Annotated in this window: 19 protein-coding genes; 1 reads left to right on the top strand and 18 read right to left on the bottom strand. The window is 65.8% G+C overall.

Going from position 1 to position 23,208, the window contains the following annotated elements:
- The 18 genes from FJ418_RS03480 to tssA form a co-directional block, all read right to left on the bottom strand.
- Positions 1–1,044: a hypothetical protein gene (locus tag FJ418_RS03480; protein ID WP_140863602.1), complete on the bottom strand. Its 1,044-nt coding sequence runs from the start codon at positions 1,042–1,044 to the stop codon at positions 1–3.
- Complete coding sequence (locus tag FJ418_RS03475) at positions 1,041–2,126, bottom strand: DUF2169 domain-containing protein (protein WP_140863600.1); 1,086 nt, start codon at positions 2,124–2,126, stop codon at positions 1,041–1,043. The genes FJ418_RS03480 and FJ418_RS03475 overlap by 4 nt, the downstream gene beginning before the upstream one ends.
- Before the next feature lie 3 nt (positions 2,127–2,129).
- Positions 2,130–2,609 (bottom strand): hypothetical protein, encoded by a 480-nt coding sequence (locus tag FJ418_RS03470; RefSeq protein WP_140863598.1) that lies wholly within the window; start codon positions 2,607–2,609, stop codon positions 2,130–2,132.
- Positions 2,610–2,612: 3 nt separating this feature from the next.
- A complete protein-coding gene (locus FJ418_RS03465; RefSeq protein ID WP_140643174.1) occupies positions 2,613–3,035 on the bottom strand; it encodes a hypothetical protein in 423 nt (140 codons plus the stop codon).
- Between the two features lie 9 nt (positions 3,036–3,044).
- Positions 3,045–3,890 carry a DUF4150 domain-containing protein gene (locus tag FJ418_RS03460; RefSeq protein WP_210243141.1) on the bottom strand — a complete coding sequence of 282 codons (846 nt, stop codon included), beginning with the start codon at positions 3,888–3,890 and terminating at the stop codon, positions 3,045–3,047.
- Between the two features lie 19 nt (positions 3,891–3,909).
- The gene (gene tagF / locus FJ418_RS03455) at positions 3,910–4,464 is read right to left on the bottom strand and encodes a type VI secretion system-associated protein TagF (RefSeq protein ID WP_140863594.1); all 555 of its coding nucleotides are present in this window, start codon (positions 4,462–4,464) and stop codon (positions 3,910–3,912) included.
- A complete protein-coding gene (gene tssM, locus FJ418_RS03450; RefSeq protein ID WP_140863592.1) occupies positions 4,446–7,988 on the bottom strand; it encodes a type VI secretion system membrane subunit TssM in 3,543 nt (1,180 codons plus the stop codon). The genes tagF and tssM overlap by 19 nt, the downstream gene beginning before the upstream one ends.
- A 1-nt stretch (position 7,989) precedes the next feature.
- Positions 7,990–9,312, bottom strand: coding sequence for a type VI secretion system protein TssL, long form (gene tssL / locus FJ418_RS03445; RefSeq protein WP_140782104.1), 1,323 nt, complete (start codon positions 9,310–9,312; stop codon positions 7,990–7,992).
- Between the two features lie 4 nt (positions 9,313–9,316).
- Positions 9,317–10,651, bottom strand: coding sequence for a type VI secretion system baseplate subunit TssK (gene tssK, locus FJ418_RS03440; RefSeq protein WP_140863590.1), 1,335 nt, complete (start codon positions 10,649–10,651; stop codon positions 9,317–9,319).
- Positions 10,652–10,694: 43 nt separating this feature from the next.
- The gene (gene tssJ / locus FJ418_RS03435) at positions 10,695–11,147 is read right to left on the bottom strand and encodes a type VI secretion system lipoprotein TssJ (protein WP_140643168.1); all 453 of its coding nucleotides are present in this window, start codon (positions 11,145–11,147) and stop codon (positions 10,695–10,697) included.
- A gap of 4 nt (positions 11,148–11,151) precedes the next feature.
- Positions 11,152–12,606 (bottom strand): type VI secretion system-associated FHA domain protein TagH, encoded by a 1,455-nt coding sequence (gene tagH / locus FJ418_RS03430; RefSeq protein ID WP_140863587.1) that lies wholly within the window; start codon positions 12,604–12,606, stop codon positions 11,152–11,154.
- Positions 12,603–13,670 (bottom strand): type VI secretion system baseplate subunit TssG, encoded by a 1,068-nt coding sequence (gene tssG / locus FJ418_RS03425; protein ID WP_140863585.1) that lies wholly within the window; start codon positions 13,668–13,670, stop codon positions 12,603–12,605. Before tssG ends, tagH begins: the two co-directional genes overlap by 4 nt.
- Positions 13,634–15,508, bottom strand: a complete 1,875-nt coding sequence (gene tssF, locus FJ418_RS03420; RefSeq protein WP_140863583.1) for a type VI secretion system baseplate subunit TssF — start codon at positions 15,506–15,508, stop codon at positions 13,634–13,636. Before tssF ends, tssG begins: the two co-directional genes overlap by 37 nt.
- A gap of 1 nt (position 15,509) precedes the next feature.
- Positions 15,510–16,262 (bottom strand): type VI secretion system baseplate subunit TssE, encoded by a 753-nt coding sequence (gene tssE, locus FJ418_RS03415; RefSeq protein WP_140706159.1) that lies wholly within the window; start codon positions 16,260–16,262, stop codon positions 15,510–15,512.
- Positions 16,249–16,698, bottom strand: coding sequence for an Hcp family type VI secretion system effector (locus FJ418_RS03410; RefSeq protein WP_181166839.1), 450 nt, complete (start codon positions 16,696–16,698; stop codon positions 16,249–16,251). Before FJ418_RS03410 ends, tssE begins: the two co-directional genes overlap by 14 nt.
- Positions 16,699–16,769: 71 nt before the next feature.
- Positions 16,770–18,275 (bottom strand): type VI secretion system contractile sheath large subunit, encoded by a 1,506-nt coding sequence (tssC, locus tag FJ418_RS03405; protein ID WP_140706157.1) that lies wholly within the window; start codon positions 18,273–18,275, stop codon positions 16,770–16,772.
- Between the two features lie 3 nt (positions 18,276–18,278).
- The gene (gene tssB / locus FJ418_RS03400; protein ID WP_140643156.1) at positions 18,279–18,815 is read right to left on the bottom strand and encodes a type VI secretion system contractile sheath small subunit; all 537 of its coding nucleotides are present in this window, start codon (positions 18,813–18,815) and stop codon (positions 18,279–18,281) included.
- Positions 18,816–18,821: 6 nt separating this feature from the next.
- Positions 18,822–19,994: a type VI secretion system protein TssA gene (tssA, locus tag FJ418_RS03395; RefSeq protein ID WP_140643154.1), complete on the bottom strand. Its 1,173-nt coding sequence runs from the start codon at positions 19,992–19,994 to the stop codon at positions 18,822–18,824.
- A 335-nt stretch (positions 19,995–20,329) separates the two neighbouring features.
- On the opposite strand from tssA, the gene tssH reads away from it, so the two are divergent.
- A complete protein-coding gene (gene tssH, locus FJ418_RS03390; RefSeq protein WP_140863581.1) occupies positions 20,330–23,197 on the top strand; it encodes a type VI secretion system ATPase TssH in 2,868 nt (955 codons plus the stop codon).
- The last annotated feature ends 11 nt before the right edge of the window (positions 23,198–23,208 follow it).

Genomic DNA, 23,208 nt, shown 5'->3' with positions numbered 1-23,208 from the left:
TTATCGGCGGTTGATCCGCGCTACGACGGCGGCTGCGCGCAATCCGTTTTCGGATGCGACTTCGCACATGGCAATCGATCCCGGCGCATAATCCTGAACAAGACTGTCGGCGGCCAGCATCAGCGCCAGCGCGCCGCTGGCCGCGCCGGTGTCGCCGATCGTCATCGCCGGATAGGCCGTCGCCATCAGGGTGCGGTGCGTGCGATAGAAGCGCGGTCGGGCAATCAGCATCTCCCAGCCGTGGTAGCGCTCGCCATTGCCGTTCGAGACGACGAAGTCGATGTCGGGTTCCGATGGTCCCGATCCCGAAACGGCGTCGCGCAGCGCGCCGAGCATGGCGCGACCCTGACTGTAGCGCTCGGAAAGGACGCTGTCTGTCTCCTGGGCGATGCCGATACCATGAATAGCGGCCACGACGGGCTCGCGGTCGGGTTCCCGCAGCAGCCGCACGAAGACGGCAGCCTCGCCCGGAACCAGTCCTTGGGCGTTGTTCGCGCCCTGTAAACGCCCGGCCCGGCTGAGCCGGCCGAGGTCGGTGTGGTTGACAAGGCTGTCGACGCCGCCGAGCAGCACTTGCGCCACGCCTTGCTCCTCCATCAGCGCAAGCGCCGTTTCGATCAGCCCCACGCTTGCGGCCGCGCCGCCATCAACGACGCGCGAGGTGTGATGGAACCTCATGCCCGTCGCATCGACAACGGCGGCCAGGAAATCGCGTGCCGGAATATCCGCGAACCCCGGATGGTTGCGAAAGCTCTCCGGCGTTGTAATGAGCAGCGCGGTTGCCGCCGCGACACCCGGCCCGTCAGTGCCGAGTGCTTCGTTGATGGCGCGGGCGGCCATGTTGACCAGCCATTCGCCTTCGTTGCGGCGCAGATGCCGGTGAGCGGGTATGCGCGCGACAATCTGAGGTACCCCGAACGGTTCGGCGAGCGTGATTTCGTCGAAGGCCGAAAGGCTCGCCCGAATCGCCGCGATCGTTTGCCTCGCGTTCAACCCGGCGGGCGTGACGGCGCCGCCGCCGGCGAGGTAGAGCGGCCGCTTCATGGCTGCCACACAGCGCGGTCGAGGGTGCCGTCGCCGCCGCGCGGGCTGAGATAGGTCTTGCGCTTGCGCCGGGCCACGAGAAGGGCGGGCGTGACATGGCCGAAGACGATTTCCCGCAGCGCCGGTGTGTTCCGTTTTGTGACGTGTGAAAAGCGCGCTTTCAGTGTGACGCGCCACAGTTCCGGCTCGACAATCACCGTGTCCGCGGCAATCGGACGTTCTTCGACGCGATCGTCATAGATCAGCCGCACAGGCGCAACGACGCGAGGCAGGCGGAAATCCCAGCGGCCGTTCGGAGTCATGCCGATGATCGTGACGGTCTCACCGCCATGGATTGCCGGCAGGTGCTGGTCCGCCGGGGAGCAGAGATTGTAGCGCGGATCGAAATCTCCGGGAGGCAGTGGCCACTGCGTGTCGATCCAGCCTTGGTCATAGGTGCCGGCGAGCGGCAGTCTCGGCGTCCAACCCCGCCCGAGCGGGCCGAAACCGGCCGGTTTCGGTCGATCGGAAGGGCTGAGATAAGGCTCAGCGGGATAGGTGACATTTGGGGCTTGTGTGCGCACTGCCGGATCGGCGGAGGAGGCATGGTGATAGCCGACACCGACCGGGTTGCGTCTGTCAAGCCGGCCATCTGGCAGCGTCCCGCCATAGGCTCGCTCGTAAACGATCGGCATGGTTCGGAACGGAGCCGGCGCGCTGTAGCCACCAGCGCCGTAGATGCGGTCTCCGACGACGTTGAGCACCTTTTGCAAGCCACCGACGCGAAAACCGACCTGCATCTCCGCCACCGGTCGGCCGTTCGGCGCGTGCGCCGAACCGTTGATAAGGATTTCGGCGGCCGGCTTATGCGGCGCGATATCGGCTTCGTAGCGAATGGAGGAATTGGCCGGATCGCCGAAAGGGATATCCCAGAGCGCGACCGGCATCTGGTCTTCGCAGATGTCCAATGCCGGTGCGCCGTCGAGCGCATCGAAGGTTGCCGAGAACATGACGACCAGAACTTCCTGGCCGTCGGCGTCGAGTTGAACGTGTGTCGCGGCGGCGAAGGGCGTGTGATTCTCGATTCCGACCGCAAACGCCATCGCTCAGCACCAATTGCCGTGTTCGTCGAGGCCGATCGGCCAGTAGGGCATGGCGGTCAGCAGCGTCGCATAATCGTCGTGGCCGCCCTGGATCAGCCACTCGAGAAGAAACACCTCGGGAGGCACCGCGCTCGACTCGGAGCGCCGGTTTTCCTCGTCGCACGCGAGCCAGTACTTACGCACGAGCCAGACCACTCTCGGGTGGCCGGCGGGGCCGGCAATCCCGTTGGCCTCGATCGTTCGGAGGATTGCCTCGTCGATCGGCAGGCCGGTCTCCGTGCGCTCCTCGACACTCGCGTTCCAGGTCTCGGAGGCGATGGCGAACGCGTCCACGAAATCGAGCAGATAGGCGGCGAACAGGTCGCGATGGCCGGCCGTGCCGACCGTTGCCGCCGTCTCTTTCGTACGGCCTCGGACGTCGCCGGGCGCTCGCAACAGCCGGTAGGTACCGTTCTTGATGTTGTGGTTGACAAGCAGCGCCATCGCTCAGCACTCCTCGAATTCCGGATCTTCCCCGACGGGAATGAAGTCGAACCTCCTCATGAAGTCCGCCAGCTCGGGCTCGGTATCGTCGAGCCAGGAGAGCAGCAGTGTCACCGGCGGGACCGGCCCAGCCCCTTCGCTTTCCTCGGATGATTGCTTGGCGTCGGAGCCCCACATCTCGTTCCCCTGTTGCGGCTCACCGCGCAAAAGCAAATCGTTCAGCCTTGTCGTTTCGAAGTAGTACTTCCGAAACAGGGCAATGATGCGAGGATGACTCGCGGGTCCTGCCGGCCAGCGAGCGTCGACAAGCCCCTTACTGACTTCATGTGCGTGTAGATCATTCCACCATTTCAGCAAAGGTGGAACGGCACTCTTCAATTCAGCTGTCCACTGATTGTATATTTCTTGATGCTTTCCCGAAATCATTTCGTATCTCTATATATTGAGACCCCTGATGTTCGCATTCATCGCGTCGTACAGTTCGCGGCGATCAAGCTCGCGCATGTCCCTGGACTGCTGCATGCTATGGGCATGACAATGCGGCTGGCACGGAAGGTCGCGCATCCGCTGGGCGAAGTTGTCCGCATCATGGCACGCTCCCATCTCCCATGCGACCTTCTGCGGCGGCTGGTGATCGGCGATCATCGTGACCTTGCCGTCGGTCTGCTTCTTGATTTTCGCGTCGATGGCCTTCAGCGCCTTGTCCTTCGCTGGCCCTGGAGTCCGACGAAGGATGTTGGCACGGTCCTTCTTGCACTGCCAGCAGGCCTGCCCCTGCACGGAGGCGCGCTGGGTCTCGGTCGTGGGGGTATAGTCCTCCGAGTAATTGTAGTCGCGCGGGCAGTCTTCCTTCATCGCATCCTTGCCGAGCACCACCGAGAAGTCCACCATGGCGGACACATCGACCGTGTTCGGCAGCGGGCTCGCGGTATTCTGCTCCATCGGATCGCCGTGGCGGCAGACTCCCTTGCCCTCGACCTTGACCGTGAACGACCAGAGCTTGAACGAGCCCTTGCCCTTGATGCGATGGGTGATCACGCCGGCTCCCAGTCCCGGCGTGGCCGCTTCGTTGCCCGTGCTCAGCGCCACTTCGGAAGAGTTCTCGAGCGCCGTCGGTGTTCCCTGCACCTTGACGCTCTTGCTGCCTTTGATGAGATCGCTGGCCGAAAGCATGTTGACATATGGAACCGGCACCGGTCCCGCCGGCGGCGGCGGCGGGCTGAGGCAGACGTCGCCCGGCGCGACGCCCTTGCCGCCGCTTGCCTGGTGGAAGAAGCCCATCTTTTCGGCGTAGACCGTGTTACCCATCGCCGTGGACTCCGCCGTCTCCGGCCGTGCCCGCACGCATGGCGGGCAGGGCATTTTTGGCAAGGTCGTGGATGTCGACGAAACCGAACTCCGCAACCTCCCAGTCGTCGCTCCAGAATGCGATCTTGTCGGCCGCGGCGGCGGCGCCCGGAGGTGGCAAAATCTGAAGGCTTTCGGCCACTCGGGCCTGCGCCCAGGAGTTATCGACGCAGTTCTGAAGAAGCGAGGCCACGGCATCGTACCACGGGTCGCTGGGCTCCGGCGGTGGCCCCAGTCGGACGATGGCGAACGGATAACGGCGGCCGACGCGATCCTCGCTCATGCGCCAGGCGCCTGCACAGGGCTGGTCGCCGAAAATGCCGCCCTTGACGATGAAGCGCCAGACACGCGAATCCAACTCTCCTTCGTCCGGTCGCGCGCGCAGTTCCATCGACATCCACCGGTCCCAGCGGTCGATGAAGGTTCGCGGCAGATTCGCGGAAACGAAATCCCCCGTCGCCGGAATCTTGCCGTAGAAGCCGGGCAGGATCAGATCTGCGGTGGACATGTGAACTTCTTGAACATTTCGAGCGTGTAGGGGTTCTCGACGCTGGCCGCCTTGAGCTCGAAATCGGCCCACATCCCCTTGGTGCCGAGCCGCAGGCTGTAGACGTCGGTGAGCTTGGTCGCGTTGAAGCGGCCGCCGCGCAGCATTCTCAGCCATGCCCAGCTGCCGGTCTCGTTGAGCATTATCTCAGGCGAGCCGTCGACCGGCTGGAAGGCCAGCGAGATCACCCCGGTGCCGTCCTTGCCGGGCCATGTCATCGGCTGCGGCCTGGTCGCATTGTTGTAGTAGACGAGGTTCTGGCCATCGAGGTTGAGCGTCACCCTGGCTACGTTGGGCGACAGGTCCTTCGGCTCCAGCGTAAAATTCATCACAGGGCCGGTGCCGCCGGGGAAGAGATCGTCGCGGATGTGGCGCGCCTGCTCGAAGGCCGCCAACGCCGCCGGGTCCAGGCCGAAATCGGCGCGCCATTTCCAAGGCTCGCTGGCGGTGTCGACGTAGTTGATCAGGTGGTCGTTGGTGAAGGCGTCGATCAGCCCGGTCGGCCCGAACAGGCGCTGGAAGTCGCGCACGTTGACGTCGACCGCGCTCTCCGGACTGAACGGATAGCGGTTGTTGAGCGCGGCCTGGCAGAAGGGCAGGATGTCCGCCCGCCAGATGGCATTGAGCTCATTGGTGACGGCCTTCTGCGACAGGCCGCTCGTGTCGCCGGCGATGCCGCCCAGCCAGTCGTTGATCGGCGAGGGCAGGATCTGCGCTTGTCTCGCAACCGCGCCTGTCAGTTCGGCAAGTCCGCCCTGCTTCTTGATGGCGTCCTGCGGATCGGGGTTGGCGGTCACGGTCTGCAGCACATTGGACAGCGCCGTCAGCGCCACGACGGCGGCGTCGAGCGCCGGCGGCTGGCCGTCGACCTGGGCGATCGTGCCCTTGAGCGGCTTGAAATGCTCGGCCACCAGGCTGCCGGTCATGTCGACCTGGTCGGCCGAGCCCGCGCGGGGCAGCAATTTCGCGCCGGTCTTCACCACCTTGCCCAGCTTTCCGAGCTTGCTGAGCAGCTTCGAGCCGGTCTTGGCGGCGCCGCCGCTCTTGTCGTCGGCCGCCGCATCGTCCGAACGGGTCAGGTCGGTCTCCTGCACCACCGCGGTCAGCAGGCGCTTCAGCGCGGAGTCGGCGCTGGAAAGATCCTTGAGGTTCTCGCTGGCGACGTTGAGGTCGGTCAGCGGCGCCAGCCGCATGTCGCGCAGGAACGAATCCCACTGCGCGATATAGTCATCGTAATAGAGCTTCAGGATGTCTTCCGACAGCGCCGAGACCGACGTCTCCGAATTCTCCGAGCAGCCGCCGGCAAACACGGCGCGGTCGAGCGCCGCCTGTCCGGCGACATCCTCGACCCGGTCGAGGATCGCGTCGTGGAAGCCGGCATAGGTGTAGGGGCCCGGCACACCCACACGCAGCGTTTTGTCGGAACGGCGCGCGAACACCTTGGCGCCGTTCGGCCCGGCGAAATTGGCCGGCACCCATTCCTTGACCGCCGCCACTTCCGGGTCGGCCAGGAGCTGCTTATAGGCGCGCTCCGGCAGCGAGATTGTGCACACCGTCTTCAGCGCCTCGGCGACCAGTTCCTTGTCCGGCGCGATGTAGCTGTCGTCGACGGCCATGCGGCGGATCGCGGCAAGCTGGTGCTCTTCGGCGTCGGCGGTTGGGAAGGGGGCGGCAGGCGCGAATTGCGGCAGGCTGTTCACCCACCAGTTCTGGACGAAATCGGTGTCCATCTGCGACAGGCCTGTCATCATCCGGTAGGTCTTCAGCGCGCCGAGCATGAAATCCGGATCGCGGATCTGCCGCCACATCGTCGCCTCCAGCAGCGCGACCATATGCGGCTCCAGCACGTTGCGCAGCGCATGGTCGTAGGTATCGGTCTGCGCGCGCACCAGCTCGGCCGAAGCCGTCGGGCCGAGCAGGTTGTGGATCGCGTCCGGCGGTGCGGTGCGGGCCGTCGCCACCGCGTCCATCGCCGCCAGCGCGCCGTCCATGGTCGGCTGCTCGACCGCGGCCGGCATGGCGGCGACGTCGGTCAGGGGCTGCTGCAACGCCTCGAACTGGCCGGCCTGCTCGGTGATCGCATTGCGGTTGTCGAGATAGGACCAGGTGAACAGTCCGCCAGCGAGCAAGGCGGCGAGCGCGCAGGCGGCGGCGGCTCCGCGCCAGATCCAGGCGCGGCGGCGCTGCGCCAGCGGATCGAACGTGCCGAGGCCGGCTTCCTTGAAAATCACTTCGGTGAGCAGGTTCCTGAGGAAGAAGCTGCGTTTCTCGACGCGCGCCGCCGGCATGGCGCGGCGCGGCGGCAGTCCGAAGGATGAGGAAAGGGCGGCGGTCAGCCGGTCGATCGGCGCGCCCTCCTGCGTCGCCGAAGTCAGATAGAGGCCGCGCAGCCAGGCGGCCTCCTCGTAGCGGCTTTCGCCGAACATCGCCTCGACCAGCACCTGGATCGGCTCGGAGAGGCTCGCCAGCTGCGCCGGGAAACGGAAGATCTCGGCGCGCTGGCCGAGCTTGTCCTCGTCCTCGAGCCGCGGCACCAGCCGCCGCTCCAGCTCGGAGGCCAGCCTGGCGAGTTCCGTCTGGATCGTGCCGGCGTTGACACGTGCGTCGAGCGGAAAAGTGGTTCCCCACACCTGCTCGCGCGCCGTCGTCGACAAGCCGCCGAAAAAGGCTTCGAAGCCTTTGATCAGGTCGGCCTTGGTCAGCATCAGGTAGACGGGCAGGCGGATCTCCAGCCGATCGTTGAGCTCCGCCAGCCGCCGGCGGATTTTTCTGCCATGCGCCTTGATCGCCTCGTCGCCCTCCGACAGCGCGTCGATCGACAGCGCGACGATGACGCCGTTGAGCGCACGCCGGCCCCGGTGCTTCTTGAGCAGATCGAGGAAGCCCAGCCATTCCGTCGCATCGACATCCGGCTGGCTTTCCTGCTGGACGTAGCGGCCTGCTGTGTCGATCAGCACCGCGTTCTCCGAGAAGAACCAGTCGCAATTGCGCGTCCCGCCGACGCCCTGCAGATCGTCGGTGAGGTCGATCGGGAAATTGAGGCCGGACTGGCGCAATGCCGTTGTTTTGCCCGTCGCCGGCGGCCCGACGATCACATACCAGGGCATCTCGCGCAGGAATTTTCTGCCGCCGAGCCTGCGCCGCTTGAGCTCGGCCATCACCTCGCCGAACTTGGCGCCGACGGCCGCGACGCTCTCCTCGCCGGGTGTGAGCTGCTTTTCGGCCACCGGCGCCGCGATCTCGGCGACGAACATGCGGTTGGCGCGGATCGCGCGGCGTTGCGCGACGATCAGCCAGATCAGCCACAGGATGATCAGCCCGGCGATGATGGCGATGCGCACATTGTCGGATTCGAACGGCGCGTAAGGGCCGACCTGCACGATCGGGCCGAATACCCAGATCAACAGCGAAAGCAGCGCGATGCCGATCAGCGTCCATAGGAATCGCGAGGTGATGACGGCCCAGAGGAAGCGCAGGATGAACATCTCAGAGCCTCTTCTCGACCAGAACCTCGACGCGGCGGTTGAGCGCGCGGCCTTCGCGCGTCGAGTTGTCGGCCACCGGATCGGTTTCGGCGCGACCCTCGGAAGAGATGCTCTCTTGCGGCACGCCGGCCTGCACCAGAAGCTTGGCTATGGTTTCGGCGCGCGCTTCCGACAGACGCTGATTGCTGGCAAACGGATTGGACTTTTGCAGGCGCACATTGTCGGTATGGCCGACGACGGTGATTTTCCCGATCAGCTCCTTGTTGTCCAGGATCACCTTGGCGATCGCTGCGATCAGCGGCTCGTACCCTTCCGTCAGCGTCGGCCGCGAAGACTGGAACAGCTCCGGATTGGAGGACTGGACGATCAGCTTGGCCAGCGAGACGCTTTCGGTGCCGCTCAGCGCCCCCTTGAGGTTGTCCGGCGCTTCGGCCTTGAATTCGGGCAGCAGCGCGAAATCGACGGGCTGCGGCGGTTCGGGCGCATCTTGCTGTGGCGCGGCGCGGGTGACGTCGCCGCGCGAGGCCGGCGGCAGCGTGCGCACCAGCGCCGAGAGCTCGACCGCCTGGCTGCTCAGGCCCATCGACAGGCCGATATAGGCAGCCGCGGCGACGACGATCGCCGCAAGCGCCATCACCCAGATCGGAACGATGAAGCGCTGCGGCTCGTCGGAGGCGATCACGCCTTTCCAGTTCGGCGACAGCGGCGCGTCCTCCGCGTCCGCGTTGCGGAGGAAGCGCGCCGCCGCCACGCGCACGGCATTGAGCGAACGGTCGCCGGCGCGGCCGGGCACGCGATACTTGCCGCGGAAGCCGAGCGCGAGGCAATAATATTGCAGCTCCAACATTTCCCGGTCGCGGTTGGGATGGCGCTCCAGCTCGTCGAGCCGCGTGAAGAACTGGGTACCGGCATCGACGTCGCCGCGCAGCATGACCACAAGCGGTTGGCGCGGCCAAGCGCTGGCGCCGCCCCATGGCGTGTTGAGCGCGAGATCGTCGAGCAGCGCCGCCACCGCCCATGCGGCCTGGTCGGCGCGCTCCAGCGATGAACCGGCCGCAACCGCCGCGTCGCGGGCCCGCACCAACTCGTCGAGCAGGCGCGTGCGCATGACTTCCGGGTTCTCCGGCGCCAGCGCGCTTTCGAGCTCGGGCGCGAATTCGAGCAGCGGCGCGAAGATGTTGATCAGCGTATTGGGATGGGAGCGCGCCCGTTTGACCGGCGCGCCCGGCGCCAGCGGCGCCATCGGCCGGGGCGCCGCGCCGGTCAGCCGGATGCGGGTGCGCTCGCGATCCTCCGACAGTCCGAAAGGATCATCCCGGCTCATGGCCTCACCTGTTCACCGAATAGCAGTCGACCTGCGGCTCGCTCGGCAGCACACCGGAAACGCCGATGACGAAGCCGGGGGCGTCGAGCAGCGAGGCCCAATGCTCGCTCTTCTGGTCGAGCTCCAGGCACAGCCGGTCGCCGTCATAAGGGATCTCGCGCGGCTGCGAATGAAGCGGTTTCAGCGGAATGCCAGGCAGGCGCGACTTCCACAGCCCTTCGAACTGATCCGCCGAGCCGACCGTCGCCTGGTTGACGAAGATCTTGCGCAGCGCGTCTTCCGAAAGCTCGGAGCCGACGCGGATGACGATACGGCTGGCGACCAAAAGCTTCGGGTTGTCGATGCGCACCTTCCAGACATTGGTCGCGTGCCGCATGACCGGCAGCGCGCGCGATTTCGGCTCGATGTAGCGCAGGCTGAGGATGAGCGAACGCAAGGCGTCGGCCAGCGCCATATAGGCGGGGCCGGGCGCCATGTGATCGTAGGCCGGCAGTTCGCCGAGCCGCCTGGAGCTCGAGCCGTAGGTGGCCATCTCGCCGGCGAGGCCGGCAAGCTCAAGATAAAGCTCGGCCGGATGGAAGACATCCTGGGCCAGCATATGGGCAAGGCGTGGCCGCGCGGCGTTGGCGAGGTGCAGCATCAAAAGGTCCTCGACGCTGCGCCCGGCCCCGCCCATCACCATCTTGCCATGCGCCTCGGCGATCTGGTCGAGGCCGGTGACGACCTCCTGCAGCAATTGCCGATACCAGTGGACGGCGCCGGTGATCAGCGTCGGCGGCAGGAAGGACTGGTCGAGCGAGACGCCGCCATCGGCGCGCACGCCCGTGATGTCGGCGACCGGCAGCGCGGTGTAGCCGCCGACCGATTTGCCGGGCGCCAGCAGCACCGCTTGCGGTCGGGCGATTTCGATTTCCTCGGGATCGGCGCCGCCCTGCACGGCATCGCGCACCGCGACGATCTTGCCGTGGTAGCGCGCGCCCGTCGATGCGGCATGCGCCGGATCGAATCCGACGCCGCCGGGCGGCTCGAGCGGCAACGCCACCAGCACCGGCCCGGCGCCGGTGTCGGCCGTGACCGGCAGCGGCTTCGGCGCGTCCATCAGTTCCGGGATGGAGAAGGGCGTGCCGTCCGGGAAGATGCCCCGGGCGGACACGATCGAGACCTGGCCGGCATCGAGCAGCGACTGGTCGAGCGTCAGCTGCTGGAAGCCGAACGTATGGAACTGGCCGGCCTGCAAGGCGCCGCGCACCATCCCCTCGAAGAACCGGTCCTGCTGCTGGAAATGCTGGGTCCTGAGAAACAGGCCCTCCGACCACAGCACCCTGTTTGCGTCGCTCATGCCATTACTCTCTGCACTGCCCTGCCGCCTGGTTGCCACGTTGCTAAGCGGAGATGCCGCCCTTGCCGAGGCTGACGTTGATGGTGAATTTCGAGCCCGGCGACACCGACTTGGTCGTGCGCCAGTTGCGTCCGCCAGGCTCGCGGATCAGCGCCACGAAGCCGAGCGCGGTGGCGTTCGGTTCGACCGTGATGGTTTTTGCCGCCGTCTTGCCCGGAGCAACCGAGATCGCGTCCGAGCCGATGAGGTCGGCGCCGAGCGCCGAGCCGGCATCGCCCTGCAGCGCGAAATAATCCGCCGAGTTGAACTTGCCGGTGCTGGCAAGCCGCATCACCAGCACCGTCACCGGTCGGTCGCCGCCGCCCGGTCCCGGATTCATGCCGGCGCCGCCAGTCACGTTGACGGAGATGACCGATGGTTTCGGCGGGCCGCTCTGGCAAGCCGCAAGCAGCCCCGTGGCGCCGATGGCAATGATGAATTCGCGTCTGTCGATCATGTCCCTACTCCTCTTCATATGCATCCCTGAAGTCTGCGCCGATCTCGCCCAGGAAGCTCGATTCCGCGCTCTGTGCGATGTCGCGATGGCGTTTCTGGTAAAGTTCCCACAGCTTGGCATTGCGCCCGCCGGCGAGCAGATTGCCGATCGCGGAATTGGACTTGAGCTCTTCTTCGATCGCGGCCGGATCGAAACGGTCGATCATGCGCCGCAGCGCCGCCTGCACGCCGCGCCAGGCGCGCACGTGATGCTGCGCGAGATCCTTGACCGCGTCGCCGATTGCCGCCTCGCCGGAGAGAAAGCCGGGGCTGCGTTCCGCGATGATGGTGACGATGACATCCTCGACCGTCGGCAGGAATTTGAGCGGGTTGACCTCGGAGGCGCCGACCATGGTCTGGGCGACACGCGCGCTTCCCTTCTCTTCGGCGCGCTTGCGCAGGAGCTGCATCAGGCCATCGAGCATCAGCCGGTATTCCCGCCCGAACTTTTCCATTTCGGCAACCGCATCGCGCCCGGGAAAATCGGCCTCCTCGACGCCCATGCCGCGCAGGAACGCGGCGCGCAACGCCATGTCGCTGGACGCCGGTTGCGCCGGACGCGATGGCTTGGGCACGGGAACAGGGCGAGGTGGTGGCGCTGAGGGGTCGGCCGCCTGCGCCGGTATCTCCCATGGACGGGCGGCCTTCGGCTTCTCGGCGGGCCGCTCGTTGCGACCGGTTGCGTCGGCGCTGCTGCCGGAAGCGGGCGTCGCGGCTGGTCCGAAGCTGAAATCGTCGAAGCCGGACGGTTTCGGCGCGGGCTCGGGCATATCGTTGCGCGATGGCATCTCGCCGAAGCCGAAGGGGTCCGCCCGGGCGGCGTCAGGCTCTTCGCTCGAGGCCGGCGTCGCCACCGGATCGAGGCTGAACGGATCGTCGAAAGCGGGCGAGCTGCGTTGGCTCGAGGCGCGATCGTAAGCCCCGGGCACAGGCTGCTCGAACGGATCTGGCAGCCCTGCCGGGCGCGGCCGCTGCGGCTCCTCCTCGACCTTGGCCGAGAAGAAGTCGTCGCCGCCGATGCTGGGTGGCGTCCGCGATTGCGGCGGCGACCATGCCGGCGCGGCGTTGGCGATCGGCGCCTGACCGATCGAGGTGTGGCCAGCGCTGGGTTGAACCTCGACATGCAGCACATAGTCGCCCAGGCGCAGCCGCATGCCGCTTTGCAGGCGCGTCGACCTGCCGGTGCCGAGCGGGCTGTCGGAATCGTCGATGAACAATCCGCTGCTCGACGTGTCGGTGACGTAATAGCCGTCGCGGCCGCCGCTGATCTTGCAGTGGGCGCGTGAAACGAACATGTCCGGATCGTCGATCTGCCAGCCGGCATCGGCGCTGCGGCCGATCACCAGTTCGCCCTCGTCCAGCCGGGTCTGCCTGACCGCCTGCGAGCGCGGGCCTTGTTCCATCGTCAGCAGCAGGCTCATGCGGCTGCCTCCGCCATTTCCGGTCGCCAGCCGACGATGGTGCGCAACCTGAGATCGTCGGCGTCCCCCTTTTCGGCGGGCCGCGAAAGCCAGGAGGTTCGGCCAAGCTGGATGGTTCCCATCTTCGGCGAAGGCACGGCTTCACGCGCGAGCACGATGCGCAGATCGACATCGAGCGCTTCGCCGATCATGTCGCGCACTGCCTTCTTGAACAGGGCAAGGCGCCGTTCTCCGGGCAGGAAGGACCTGAAATCGTCGAGACTCAGCGGTCCGACGCGCAATTCGATCCGGCTCTGCCGGCTGAAGACGCGCGGCCCGATCGTCGCGCCGCCGCCGAGCGTCGCATAGGCCTTGCCGACACGGCTCTGCAGCGCCGCCGGAATGGTGATCCAGGCGGCGACGAATTCCTTGATCTGCACCGGCACCTTGAAGGCGGTGGCGAGAAACAGCGTCAGCCGCTCCGCGCCGTCGACCTGGTTTGCAAGCGATCCGGCCTGGCGCAGCCGCACCGTGTCGAGCTCGGGATCCTGCGTGCCGGGAAGGCCGATCCCGGCCATGGCTTCCAGCATGGCGCGGACGCGCCCGCCGACCGAACGTTCGACCTGAACCGCCGGATGCGCGTCCGCCCATGCGCGGTAATAGAGCGCGATCATGCGATGCTGCAGGATGTTGACGAAGTCGACGAAGGTCGTGTCGCTAGTCTGCTCGGCATCGGCGCCGGTGAACCAGCGCTGCGACAGCCGGTCGAGCACCCAGCGTGTCAGATGCAGCGGCATCGGCCCTTCCGGCCCGAGCAGGCCGAGATTGGCGACGGTAACCCGCGCCGGAGCCTTTTCGCCCACATCCTGGAATTTGATCACGTCCCGCGCCGAGAAGCTCAGGCGCACATGCTGGCCGATCCTTGCCGGCTCACGGTCCGCGGTTCCGGAATGCCCGAACAAGCCACGCCGCTGCTCCAGGCGGCGCAGCAGCTCGAAGAAATCGTACCCCTCCGACAGCGGCTCCGCTTCGGTTGGGGCCAGCCGCGTTAGATCAGGTAGCGATTGCCGGGCGTCATCGGCCATGGCACATCCTCCTGCTTCTGCAGCAACCGCGTACGCGTCCGCACGAAACCATTTATCCCGGCGTGGCGAGCGAACAACCGCGCAAGCAGGGCCGAAAGCAGCAGCGTGCTCTGGCCCGCCAGCACCGACTGGTCGACATGCAGCGTCACCTCGGTGCCGCGGCCGAAACACATCGGCCCGTCGATCTTGAGCCGCTCGATCACCGGCCGCGAGTCGATGCGGGTGATCGAATGCACGTTGCGGGCAAGGCTCGGATCGCCGCGATCGGCGTAGAGGTCGAGCAAGGCATGCAGCGGATCGACACCGCGACCTTCCTTGGCGAGACTGAGGAAGTTGAGCGAGAGCTGCGCCACCAGCCGCCAGGCGAGATTGTCGGCGCGGGATTCGCCTTCGGCGCCGGCCGGCAGCGCCGCCGGGATCGCCGGCTGCGGCGGCCGCAGCGCGCCGAGCAGCCGCACCGCTTCCACCGGATCGGCGGTCTCCAGCGTCAGCGCCGGCGTATCGTCCAGGATCGGCAGGTCGCGGTTGGTGCAGAGCGCCATCACGTCGAGCCGCTTCAGCGGCCGGTTGGGCTGGCTTCCGGCTGGACGCGAGACGGCGAGGAACACGTCGTCGCCCGTGTAGGAGGTGCGGGTCAGGCCGTCGCGCCGCTCGTCCTCCGTGGCTCGGCGGGGGCGCCGCTCCGTCGAATAGACCCAGCCGCTGCCGCGGTTCTGCCCCAGGCTGAACAATTCCGGGATTATCGCCTCGCTGCCTTCAGCGTCGGCGTCTTCCACCCGGGTGACCCGGAAAATCTCGAAATCCCGTGCCCGGGTGCGGTCGGCATGCAGCACCTGGCGCGTCCGGCGCGGGTCGATCTCGATGACGTTGCACTCGCGTTCGAAGAGATTGATGATCGGCGTTGCGAACAGCTCGAAATCGGCCACCGCCACATCGGCGAGTTCCGGCACCGGACGCCGGAACAGGAAGATGATCTCTATTGCCCCATCGCACTTGCGCACCACAGGCTGCAGGCCGGCGACGCGCACATAGTGGAAGCGCTCGGGGATCAGGAAATATTCGCGCAGCAGCCGGTATCCCTCAAAGGTAGGGCGGGTGCGCGGCATCAGCGCTTCATCGTCGCTTATGCCGATCATTTCGGGCTCGGGCAGCGCCGTGAGCGGATTGGTCTTGCCTTCCGCCCGCGCGCCGACGGCCGAGCAGGCGCCGAAGATCGCGTCGAAGATGAGCGGCGCCTTGGTGCGCCCGGCGAAGTGGAGATCGAGCCGGTCGAGCGACAATTCGCTGAGCTTGCCCTTCCCGGTCCGGGTAAGCGCGATGCGGAATGCCGCTTCGCCGCGCACGCCGCCGACCGGCGCGATGCCGGCGGCGGCCAGCGCGCTGCGGTCCTGGAAATAGCTGACCGAATTGATCGTGATCGGCCACAGCGTGACCTCTTGCGCGGTGGTGAAGGTCGAGCGCGTCGAGAGCCCGGGATGCAGGCCGGAAACCAGCCGCGTGCCGCGCGCCACGGCATGGCCGGCGATCATCGACTGCACCTGCTGTCCGGGTTTCAGCACGGCCATCGCCGTCGCCGGCGCCGGCGTTACCAGGTCCGGATAGAGCACGTCGAGCACGGCGCGCGAAAAGCGCGAGCGCTCGGCGTCGACCTTCAGCCGCGTGCGCGCGGCAAGAAAGGCGACGCCGTCGAGCAGCCGTTCGACATAGGGATCGGGGCAGGGAACGGTGTCGAGGGAAAGGTTGCGGGCGACCGCCGGATGCATGTCGGCAAATTCCGCGGCCAGCGCGCGGATATGGGTCAGTTCCTCTTCGTAATACTCCACGAAGACCCGATCCATCTCAGGTCTCCCGGAATTCGGTTCGCGCCAGGCCGTTGTCGAGATTGATCGTGGTGCGCAGCCGCATGCGTTCCGGCGTCGGCGTCATGATCAGCACGGCGTCGATCTCGATCTTGAGGCCGACGGTCTTGTCGCCAAGCGTGACGTTGACGGTCGTAGCGCTTTCCTTGAGGCGCGGCTCGAAAGTGGCGAGCACCGCGCGGATCTCGCGCGCCAGCGTGTCGCGGTCGAAATCCCGCGACGAGCGGCCGGAAAACGACGGCACGCCATAGTTGACGACGCTGCGGCGCACCTCCGGAAAGTCGGCGAGCGGCGGCAGCTCATCCAAAGGCTGTTCGTGCTCGGCGTCGGAGAGCATCGGTACGGACTCGAAACGCTCGGTGTTGAACAGGGCCTCGATGTCGCGCCGCACCGCTTCCCTGAGCACCCGCGCCGACACCACCACGCCGCGGCTTTCGATCTCGGTGCGATGCTCGGTCTGGAAGACCAGTCTGTGCAATCGTCGTTTCTGCTCGGATGTCAGTTCGGCATCGGCATCGATGACGCGCGCGCTGCCGGCAAGAAGAGCCTCGACGCGCTCGGCGCCGAGTTCTTCTTCCAGCAGACGGCGCAGCCCGTCGATCTCCGACGTCAGCCCGGGCAAGTCGTTGACGAGGCGGTCCCAGAGGGAGGGTTGGACCGCCTCGCGCTTTGCCCGCGAACTGCCGGCAAGCTGCGCTTTCGCGCCAGGCCGCTTGGCCTCACTTGCCGACATAGACGTCCATTTCGATCTCGTCGTCCTTGTCGTAGACGAACTTGATCTTCTTGTAGGCGAAGCTGACTTCTTCCTCGATCAGGTCCGCCTCGTCGTGGGCCTGCCGCATGTCGTATTCCATGACGGAGGCGTCGGTGAGCGTCACGACCAGATAGTCGCTGGTCTCGCCGTCAATGGTGCGGCGGGCCGAGAACACCACTTCGTCCAGCGCCTTGTTCTCGAACAGCGCCTTCTTCAGGTAGGGCGACGACTTGTCGTAGTGCTTGAAGAATTTGATCATTCCCATCGACACGCGGCCGCGCCGCGACAGCGAATTGGGATCGTAAGGCGCGATCATCTTGTAATCGACGCCATGGATCTCGATCTCGTCCTCATGGCCGTCGCGCTTGCTCGGGCCCTTGATATCCGGGACTTTCAGGAAGCCGTCGATCTTCATCGAAGGCGCATCGGCTCTATCAGGCATTGTCTTTCTCCACCGCTTTCAAACGAAACAAGATGACTGCGATTTCAGCCCTTCACTGACGGCAGTTCCGAGACCAGCCGGAGCGAGGCGTTGATGCCTTCCAGCTGGTAGTGCGGACGCAGATAGAAACGGGCATTGTAGTAACCGGGCCGGCCTTCGACGCTGTCGACCTGGACCTCGGCCGCGGCAAGCGGGCGCTTGGCGCGCGCCTTGTCGTCGGCAAAGGCAGGGTTGGCCAGCACGTACCGGTTGATCCATTCGGTCAACCAGGTCTCCATGTCGGTGCGTTCCTTGAACGAGCCGATCTTGTCGCGCGCGATCGCCTTGAGGTAGTGCGCGAAGCGCGAGACCGGGAAGAGGTAGGGCAGGTTGGCGCTCAGCCGTTCGTTCGACTGGGCGTCGGGGTCGACCAGACGCCCGGCGCGCGTCTCGTCGTCCTGCAGCGAATGCGCGCCGATGAAGGCCGCGAGATCGGTGTTCTTGCGGTGCAGGATCGGCATCAGGCCGAGCTTCGCCAGTTCCGCCTCGCGCCGGTCGTCTATGGCGACTTCCGTCGGGCATTTCATCGCGATCGACCCGTCGTCGGTCGGGAAGGCGTGCACCGGCAGGTTGAGCACCGTGCCGCCGTTCTCGACGCCGCGGATCTGCGTTCCCCAGCCATAGAGCTTGTGGCTGCGGTTGATGTTCACGCCCATCGGGAAGGCGGCATTCATCCAGACATATTTGTTGTGGTCGCCGCCCACCTCCTCCTCGAAGGTGAAGCCCTTCACCGGAACCGTCTCGGAGCCATAGGGCAGGCGCGCCAGAACCCGCGGCATGGTAAGGCCGATGTAGCGGGCATCCTCGCTTTCGCGTAGCGATTGCCATGAGGCATAAGCCGGGTTGTTCACGATCATCTGCAGGTCCTGCGGGTTCGGCAGTTCCTGCCAGCTGTCCATGCGGAACAGCCGTGGCGAGGCGGCAGCGATGAACGGCGTATGCGCCGAGGCGCAGACGCCGGAAATGTTGCGCAGCAGCCCGACGTCACGCGGATGGTTGGAGAATTCATAGGCGCCGATGATGCAGCCGATCGGCTCGCCGCCCAGCATCGAATACTCGTCCGTGTAGACCTTCTTGAAGATCGGGCTCTGGTCCCACATCTGGCCTTCATAATCTTCGAGCGTGTCGGCCAGCTGCTCCTTGGAGATGTTCATCACCCGGATCTTCAGCTTGGTGTCCGTCTCGGTGTTGTTGATCAGGTACCAGAGGCCGCGCCACGTGCCTTCCATCTCGCGCACTTCCGGCGCGTGCAGGATCTCGTTGACCTGCGTCGTCAGCATCTTGTCGATGCCGGCGATCAGCGACTTGATCGACTTGATCGCATTGGACGAGATGGTCGTGCTCTCGGAGCGCGATTGCGCGGCAAGCGCCAGGTTGCGCACCAATTGCTGCAGCTTCTCGCTGTCGTCCTTCTTGACCTTGAAATCCTTTTCAAGGAGGCCGCTGAATTCGCCAAGATCGATGGCTTCCGCCTCGGCGGTGGCGGGTGCGGTCTTTTGCTGTTCGGCCATGACTTACTCCTCGCCCTTGCCGTCATCCATCGCCTGGCTGGCGATCTTGCTCAGCAGCGGCTCGTTGTTCAGAAGCTGCGCTATGCGCTTTTCCGCGTCGACGCGGCCGTCCATGAAGCCAAGCAATTCCTCGAGCTGACGGCGCATCTTCAGGATTTCGGCCAGTTGCGGAACCTGCTCGGCGACCTTGTCCGGCGCGAAGTCGCCCATCTTGGAGAAGGTGAGATCGACCATGAGCTCTTCATCCCGCTCTTGGCCCTCGGCCTGCGGCAGGGTGTTCTTCACCCGCGCCTTCACCCGCGGCCCCATCGCTTCCATGAATTTCGGGAAGCGGTTGGCGTCGGTTTCGACGAAGTTGCGGTCAAGCACCGACTTCGACGCTTCCTTGGTCTGCGAAGCGCCCGAAAGGTCGGCCATCACGGCCATGACGAACGGCAGTTCGATCGTCGTCGGGCTGCCGTAGGTTTCGACGTCGTAGGCGATCTGCACGCGCGGCGCGCGGTTTCTTTCGATGACCTTCGCTTTGCTCTCTGCTGGCATGCTTTTCTACCTTTCATCCTTCTGGGCCGGCTTCTTGGGATCGGGGACGCCGGCAAGCTGCCGGAACTCCTTCAGCCCCGACGGGGCGAGATCTTCCATCAGTTCCACGAAATCCATGTGCACCATCCGGCGCACGCGCCGGGCGAGATGCGGGATGGGGCTGGACGGTTCGGTGCGGTCGTAGAAGGCGACCACGAGGTCGAGGCATTTGACGACCTCGTCGCGCGAGTTGATCCGGTCCGGCAGACCGGCGCTCGCGTCCACAGGGCTTGCCACACTTGCCATCGTCTCGGCTCCATGACCGTTGCGGGCGGGCATCGCTGATTCCGCCGCCGCCTGCGGAGCGGGCTTCGCGGCGCCGTTCGCCGTGGCGCCGCCACTGGAATTCCGCTCCAGCGTCGTCAGCAAACGCTGCAGGAACTTCTTCAATTCCGGGACGGTGGCGCCATGGCCTTCGATGCGGGCGTTGAGTGCGGTGTCCACCGCCTCGAGCGCGGCGATCGCGGCACGCGCGTCGGCCAGCAGCGACGTCATTACATCGGCTGCTTGATCGATTTGCGCCGCGCATCCGGTGCGCACGCGGTTCAACAGCTGGTTGTGGGCGCTCGTCAGCGCCGCCTTTTCGGCGGTCCCGAGGCCAGAGGCTGCTTCCTGGAGCATGACGCGTTCGTCGAGCGCAGCCTGTTCCAGGTCCCGGCCGCTGATCGGCCCGATCGCGCGCGGGGAGAAGAAGGCCACCTGCCTGAGGTTCGCCAGCAAGCCTTCTTGGCCGTTTTGCAGATCGAGCAGCGCGTTGATGCGGCGTAAGGCAGCTTCGCGTGGCGCGCCCGTCCGCAGCGACGGGTGCATCGTGTCCCAGTACTGCTCGAAAGTTCGCGCAATCAACGTCAGCCCCTGGGCGAGGCCGGCCAGCCCTTCCTCGTTGGCCAAGGCCCGCGCGACGATGACCAGCAGGCGCAGGTCCCGGCCGCGGGTGCGCAACTCTTCGGCCCTTTCGAGCACCGCCGCCCAGTCGACTGGACTGGACTGCGACGCCGGCTTGCTGTTGCCGTCATGGACAACTTTGAGCTGAGGCTCGGTCAAGCGCTCCAGCTCATGAAAGGCCGGGTCGTTGCGCAAGTCCTCTCCCGACGGATTCTCACCGTTCAGAGGATTCAGCCAGAGTGCGAGATCAATCACACCAACCCCCAGCCAGCGGCCCTGAGACCCCTATGTGACGCAACGTTATCACCGGCCTCACGCGACGACAATTGAGCACCTGCGCAAAAACTAACGGAAGCTAAACGCGACCGTTCTTTCTTTGGCCAAACCCATTGCGCGATTGCCAGACCCGGTATGTGAAATGGCTCGCATAGCCCGGGCAGCAATCCGGTGTTTGTTGCAGCGAGTTTGCAAGGCTTGTGTAACCGGGCGGTGCCGCCCGGATAGATTCAAAAACCTTATCCGCCACGCGGCTTTGTCAAGCAGCAGCTTATATGGCAGGGTACGGTCGGCAGGTTGCGGGAGCAGGTTCGATGGAACAGCGCCGGTCATCGCAGAGTTTCAAGCGTAAGGAACTGGTTGCCAAGCTCAACGCCACGGGGGTGCGCGCCTTCAAGGCCGCGGCCGACACGGCCAAGCTGCGCGGCAATCCTTATGTCGAGCTTGTCCATTTCATCCAGCAACTGGTGCTGTCCGAGCGCTCGGATGTGCAGATGATCGTCGCCGACGCCGGTATCGATGCCAGCCGGCTGACGGCCGACATGACCCGTGCGATCGACAAGCTGCCCTACGGCGCCACCTCGGTGGAGGAATTCTCCGACCACATCTTCCACGCCATCCAGGAAGGCTGGAACCTGGCGACGCTGGAGTTCGGCGTGGAAGAGGTGCGCAGCGCCCATATCCTGCTTGCCTGCCTGAAGACGCCGGTGCTGGAAGGCCTGGTGTCAAAGATCAGCGCCGAATTCGACAAGATCGACGCGGACGGTGTCGTTTCCCGCTTCGCAGACGTCACCGAAGGCTCTCTCGAAGCCGGCTCACCGCCCGCCGCGGCCGCTACCGAGACGCCGATGAAGCGCGGTCCGGGCGGGGATTCGGCGCTGGCGAAATACGCAACCGACCTCACCCAACGCGCCCGCGACGGCAAGATCGACCCTGTCGTCGGCCGCGATCCGGAGATCAGGCAGATCGTCGATATCCTGATGCGACGCCGGCAAAACAACCCGATCCTGACCGGCGAGGCGGGCGTCGGCAAAACAGCGGCGGTCGAGGGTTTTGCACTGCGCATCGCCCAGGGCGACGTGCCGCCGACATTGCAGAACGTCAGCGTGCGCATGCTCGATGTCGGGCTGATGCAGGCGGGCGCCAGCGTCAAGGGCGAGTTCGAAAAGCGGCTGAAGGCGGTCATCGACGAGGTTCAGGCCTCCGAGGTGCCGATCATCCTGTTCATCGACGAGGCGCACACGCTGATCGGCGCCGGCGGCGCGGCCGGCACCGGCGACGCCGCCAATCTGTTGAAACCGGCATTGGCGCGCGGCGAGCTTCGCACCATCGCGGCCACGACCTGGGCCGAATACAAGCAGCACATCGAGAAGGACCCGGCACTGACCCGCCGTTTCCAGGTGGTCAAGATCGACGAGCCCTCGGAAGCCGTGGCCGTGCTGATGCTGCGCGGCGTTGCCGGCGTCCTGGAGCAGCACCACAAGGTGCAGATCTTGGACGAGGCGATCGAGGCGGCGGTCTCGCTTTCGCATCGCTATATCCCGGCCAGGCAACTGCCGGACAAGGCGGTCAGCCTGCTCGACACCGCCTGCGCGCGCGTCGCGGTCTCACAACATGCGACGCCGGCCGAGGTCGAGGACATCCTGCGCCGCCGCCAGGCGCTCGAGGTCGAGAGCGGCATCATCGGCCGCGAGGCGGCGATCGGCATCGACGTCGCCGACCGGCAGGCTCGTGTCGACGCCGGGCTGGCGGAAACCGAGACCAGTCTGGCCGCTGCCCAGGCGCGCTGGGACCGGGAGAAGGCTTTGGTGAGCGAAATCCTCGACCTGCGCGCCAAGCTGCGCGGCGAGGGCGTGCCGCTCGACGAGGCTGCGGTTGAAGAGGCCGCCGCGGAGACGGGGAGCGTCGAGGGCGCGGCAAAGGCGCCGGAACAAAAGGCGCCCGAGAGCAAGGCTGGCGAGAGCAAGGCTGGCGAGAGCAAGGCCGGCGACGGCAAGGCCGGCGACGGCAAGGCTGCCGAGTCGAAGAAGGCAAAGTCCTCGAAAGCCAAGGTTGCGAAGGCCGAAACGGCTTCCGCCGAGCCGGCTGATGAAGCCGCCGCCGATCTCGCGCGGCTGCGCGAACTGATGGCCGAGCTTGCCGACGCGCAGGGCGAGACGCCGCTGATCCTGCCGTCGGTCGACCGCAATGCGGTTGCCGCCGTGGTCCAGGATTGGACCGGCATCCCGACCGGACGCATGCTATCCAGCCAGACCGAGAAGGCGCTGAAGCTCGCAGCGACCCTGTCCGAGCGCGTGGTTGGCCAGGACCACGCTATGGAAATGATCGCCAAGCGCGTCCAGACCAGCCGCGCCGGCCTTGGCGCGCCGGAAAAACCGGTCGGCGTGTTCCTGCTTTGCGGCCCCTCCGGCGTCGGCAAGACCGAAACCGCGCTGGCGCTGGCCGAGACGCTTTACGGCGGCGAGCAGAACCTGATCTCGATCAACATGTCCGAATTCCAGGAAGCGCACACCGTCTCGACGCTGAAGGGCGCGCCGCCCGGCTACGTCGGCTACGGCAAGGGCGGCATCCTGACCGAGGCGGTGCGCAGGAAACCCTATTCGGTGATCCTGCTCGACGAGGTCGAGAAGGCGCATCCGGACGTGCACGAGATCTTCTTCCAGGTCTTCGACAAGGGCATGATGGATGACAGCGAGGGCCGGCGCATCGACTTCAAGAACACGCTGATCCTGCTGACCTCGAATGTCGGCTCCGACGTCATCATGGACCGCACCAGGAACGGCACGGTGCGCACCGGCATCGACGATCTCGACACCGCGCTGCGCGCCCCGCTGCTGAAGGTCTTCCCGGCCGCCTTCCTCGGCCGGGTGGTGACCATTCCCTACTATCCGCTCTCGGATGCGATGATCGAGGCGATCGCCAGGCACCAGTTCGGCAAGATCGCCAAGCGCCTCAAGGCAACCAATGATGCCGAGCTGGTCATCGGCGACGGCGTGATGGACCTGGTCAAGGCGCGCTGCACCGAGATCGAGTCCGGCGGGCGCATGATCGACGCCATCCTCACCAACACGCTGCTGCCGGAACTCAGCCGCGGCGTGCTCAACCGCTCGCTCGAGGGCAAGAAGATGGCGAAAGTCACCGTCGGCGCGTCGCCGGAAGGATTTACCTACTCGTTCGAATAGGCCTCCACGGT

The sequence above is a fragment of the Mesorhizobium sp. B2-8-3 genome, assembly GCF_006440815.1.
In the GTDB taxonomy this organism is placed as follows: Bacteria; Pseudomonadota; Alphaproteobacteria; order Rhizobiales; family Rhizobiaceae; genus Mesorhizobium.
Note: the sequence above shows the minus strand (reverse complement) of the source record. Positions and strands in the feature narration are given on the sequence as shown.